This window comes from Ohtaekwangia sp. (assembly GCF_036568665.1).
GTDB lineage: Bacteria > Bacteroidota > Bacteroidia > Cytophagales > Cyclobacteriaceae > Ohtaekwangia.
In genome coordinates this window covers 1-4,515 of sequence record NZ_DATCSD010000040.1, presented here as the reverse complement: position 1 = coordinate 4,515, position 4,515 = coordinate 1, and the positions used below count along the sequence as shown (strand labels likewise).

Below are 4,515 nucleotides of genomic sequence, written 5' to 3'. Positions count from 1 at the left end.
CCGAACGAAGATTGATCTTCCGCTCGCCCAGCAGGAATTGATCAAAGAAGTTAGTGCACTTGGTAAGCCGGTTATACTTGTATTACTAAATGGAAGTGCGCTCGCGGTTAATTGGGAGAATGACCATGTTGCAGCCATTGTGGAAGCCTGGTATCCGGGTCAGGCTGCGGGTCGTGCTATAGCAGATGTTTTGTTTGGTGATTATAATCCGGGCGGAAGACTGCCGGTAACATTTTATAAATCTACCGATCAACTTCCCGCCTTTGACGATTATCACATTACGAATCAAACCTATCGATACTTTTCTGACACACCGCTGTATCCGTTTGGTTATGGATTGAGCTATACTACATTTCAATATTCAAACTTAACGACAGAGAAAATTTCTGGTGATTCGCTTCGCATCACAGCACAAGTAAAAAATTCGGGCAATCGTGACGGAGACGAAGTAACGCAAGTATATGCGTCATCAAAATATACCGCTGGCAAAAAATCACCGATACGATCTTTAGTTGCATTCAGACGCATTCACCTTAAAGCGGGTGAATCGCGCGAGGTAACGTTCAAGGTAAAGCTTGCCGCTATAGCGGAGCCTGTGAACATCAGCGTTGGCGGAGGACAACCCGATGCACATCTGAAGACCACCTCCAATGTCTTGACCAAAAGAATATCCAACCCGTAATCGTAACTATGAAAGTATATAATACAACACGAGGAATTATAATTGAACACCTGGGCGCATACTTCCTCTCCGGGAAAACGGACTGGGATGCGTTCGTCAATCGATCGAATCTATTTGCACAGCTGCTTGAAGAAATCCGCTCACTCGAAGCAAACGCTTTCCTAGCGAGTGCAACGGAATCAAATTTACTTCCCCCCATTTCCAAACAGGAAGTGTGGGCTTCAGGCGTTACGTACCAGCGAAGCAGAGAAGCACGAATGGAAGAATCGAAAGATGCCGGTGGCGGTGATTTTTATGCACGTGTTTATGAAGCGCCTCGTCCGGAGTTGTTCTTCAAAGCTGCACCACACCGAACCGTTGGAACAGGCGGCAAGGTAAGAATCCGGAAAGACTCCCAATGGAATGTACCGGAGCCTGAGCTTGTGTTGTTCATTTGTTCATCCGGAACTATAGAAGGCTATACCATTGGCAATGACATGTCATCGCGGGATATTGAAGGCGAGAATCCACTATATCTGCCGCAAGCAAAGTGCTACGATGGAGCGGCCGCAATAGGCCCATGCCTATATATACCCGAGCAGCCGATTGATCCGAACACGATGATTCGTATAGCTATTCATCGTACCAGTGAAGTTGTTTTCTCTGGTGAGATATCGATCAACCGCATGAAACGAAAACATACTGAACTCGTTGAGTATTTATTTCAAGAGTTAAGCTTTCCGCACGGTGCATTACTCATGACGGGCACCGGCATCGTTCCTCCCGATAGCTTTACCTTGCGTGCGGGAGACATCATCAAGATAACGATCGATCACATTGGTACGCTCGAAAACACGGTAGCCTAACTATACCATGATACATATAGCAGGAAAACAATTTATAGGGTTTGATGATCACGCAGCAGGAACTGAAACGTTTCGATCAACCGGGGCCGCTACCGGAGAACAACTCAACTATATATTTCACAAAGCAACACCGGAAGAAGTAGAGCTTGCCTGTAATAAAGCGGGCGATGCTTTCCAGGTATATCGCAAAAAAAGTGGAATTGAAAAGGCAATCTTCCTGGAGACAATCACGAAAGAGATTGACCGATTAGGTGATCAATTGGTTGACATCTGTAGCCAGGAGACTGCATTGCCGAAAGGAAGAATTGAAGGCGAGCGAGGTCGCACCATTCATCAACTATTGATGTTCGCATCCCTGCTTCGGGAAGGCTCGTGGCTGGATGCACGCATAGAACTTGCAGACCCTCTCCGTACACCGCTGCCTAAACCCGACATCCGCTATATGCATGTCGGCTTAGGACCGGTTGCTGTTTTTGGTGCGAGTAATTTTCCGCTTGCTTTTTCAGTTGCAGGAGGCGACACCGCATCAGCACTCGCTGCCGGTTGCCCGGTAATTTTCAAAGCACACGCTGCGCATCCCGCAACGTCAGAGCTAGTGGCCGGAGCCATTCGCGAAGCTGCAAAGAAAACGCAGATGCCGGACGGTGTCTTTTCACTTTTACATGGTGAAGGAAGTATAGTAGGTATACAACTGGTAAAGCACAAGCAGATCAAAGCGGTGGGACTAACAGGTTCCTTTACTGCTGGTAAAGCTTTATTCGATGCAGCGGTAAAGCGTGATGAACCTATACCGGTATATGCAGAGATGGGAAGTACCAATCCTGTATTTGTATTACCACAGGCAATGAAGAAGAACTACGAAGCTATAGCAAAAGGTTTTGCTGCATCCGTTACACTCGGTATCGGACAGTTTTGTACAAACCCCGGCATGATGATGTATCAACGTGATGGTGCATCCGACAACTTTATAGCATCTGTCAAAACAGAATTTGAAAATACTTCGGGAGGCGCCATGCTCACAGATACTATTTTCAAGTCATATACACAAGATATATCCCGGCATAAAGCGGAGCTGGATGTACTGGCACTTGGAAAAGAAGTTGACATGAATAACAGTGCACATCCGGTACTGTTCAAAACAACCGGTGGCGTTCTTGAAAATCATCCACAACTTGCGGAAGAAATTTTTGGTCCTACAAGTACACTCATCGAGATGAAGAGTAAAGATGAGATGCTAACCGCAGCGAGAAATCTTTCCGGTCATTTAACAGCCACTATACACGGTACTGAAGAAGACCTGGTCGCACATCAGGATCTGCTGGATATACTGTCTCAAAAAGTCGGAAGGATTGTAATCAACGGTTTCCCTACAGGCGTAGAGGTATGCAGTGCCATGGTGCATGGCGGACCTTTTCCGGCAACTACCGATGGCAGAAGTACATCGGTAGGCACGGCTGCTATATTTCGCTTTACACGCGCGGTGTGCTTTCAGAACATGCCGCAAGCTCTGCTGCCACCCGAACTCAGAGATGAAAATCCCCTAAGTATCTGGCGACTTGTTAACGGGGCACGAACAAAAGAAACTATACACTAACTATACTAACCGGGTATCATCATTATACATGACGCCTGTTAAATACGCTCACCTTTAAGTTGACTACTATGACCTATAGAAGTTCCGAATGGTTCGGTAAAAAAGACAAGATGGGTTTCATCTACAGAAGCTGGATGAAGAACCAGGGATTTCCCGAAGACCTTTTTGATGGCAGGCCCGTCATTGGTATTTGCAACACATGGTCCGAACTCACGCCTTGCAACGCGCACCTTCGTGATATAGCAGAATATGTAAAACGCGGAGTATATGAAGCCGGTGGATTTCCGCTGGAGTTCCCGATCATGTCGTTGGGAGAAACACTGCTCAAACCAACCGCCATGTTGTTCCGGAATCTCGCGAGTATGGATGCAGAAGAATCTATTCGCGGTAATCCGCTGGATGGCGTTGTGCTTCTTACCGGTTGTGATAAGACAACGCCTTCTACCATGATGGGTGCTGCCAGCGTAGATATACCTACACTTGTTGTGCCGGGCGGCCCGATGTTGAACGGCAAGCATCGCGGTAAAGATATAGGATCAGGAACAGCCGTCTGGAAATTTACCGATGAACTCAAGACGGGAAAAATGACGTATGACGAATTCTCGCATGCTGAGAGCTGTATGTCGCGCAGCCCCGGTCATTGCATGACGATGGGTACGGCATCTACCATGGCGTGCATGGTTGAATCATTGGGAATGACGTTGCCTGGTGCGGCTGCTATACCTGCTGTTGACTCGCGCAGAAAAGTACTGGCGCAGTTATCCGGAAGACGCATTGTAGAGATGGTAAAGGAAGATCTGAAGATCTCCAAGATCTTAACACGCGAAGCATTCGAAAATGCAATCAGGGTAAATGCTGCTATAGGAGGATCATCTAATTTCATCATTCACCTTACGGCTATAGCAGGACGCATCGGCATTGACCTCAAACTGGAAGATTTCGACAAGATCGGAAGTAAAATTCCACTATTACTAAACCTTATGCCTTCCGGAAAATTTCTGATGGAAGACTTCTATTATGCCGGAGGATTACCAACGATCATGAAAGAACTTCAATCGGTGCTGCACATGAACACGATGACCGTGAATGGAAAAACGCATCGCGAAAACATACATGATAAAATCGAATGCTATAATACCGAAGTCATTGCCTGTTATGACAGTCCGCTGATAAAAGAAGCCGGCATCGTAGTGCTCAAAGGAAATCTTGCATTGAACGGTGCCGTGATCAAACCTTCTGCTGCAACACTTGCATTGATGAAACATAAAGGACGTGCCGTTGTGTTTGAGAATATAGAAGACTATCACGCGCGTGTTGACGATCCTGATCTCGACATTGATGAGACCTGTGTTATGGTACTAAAGAGTGTAGGCCCTGTAGGTTACCCGGGTATG

4 protein-coding genes are annotated in these 4,515 nt (G+C 46.7%); all 4 read left to right on the top strand.

Going from position 1 to position 4,515, the window contains the following annotated elements; translation table 11 throughout:
* On the top strand, positions 1 to 682 hold a 682-nt coding region (locus tag VIN08_RS01935), incomplete at its 5' end, for a glycoside hydrolase family 3 C-terminal domain-containing protein (protein WP_331959392.1).
* 8 nt (positions 683 to 690) lie between these two features.
* Entirely contained in the window at positions 691 to 1,527 is an 837-nt protein-coding gene (locus tag VIN08_RS01930; RefSeq protein ID WP_331959390.1) for a fumarylacetoacetate hydrolase family protein, read from the top strand.
* A gap of 7 nt (positions 1,528 to 1,534) precedes the next feature.
* Positions 1,535 to 3,121, top strand: coding sequence for an aldehyde dehydrogenase (NADP(+)) (locus VIN08_RS01925; RefSeq protein ID WP_331959387.1), 1,587 nt, complete (start codon positions 1,535 to 1,537; stop codon positions 3,119 to 3,121).
* A 68-nt stretch (positions 3,122 to 3,189) separates the two neighbouring features.
* Positions 3,190 to 4,515: dihydroxy-acid dehydratase (locus VIN08_RS01920; RefSeq protein ID WP_331959384.1), on the top strand; the 1,326-nt coding region annotated here is incomplete at its 3' end.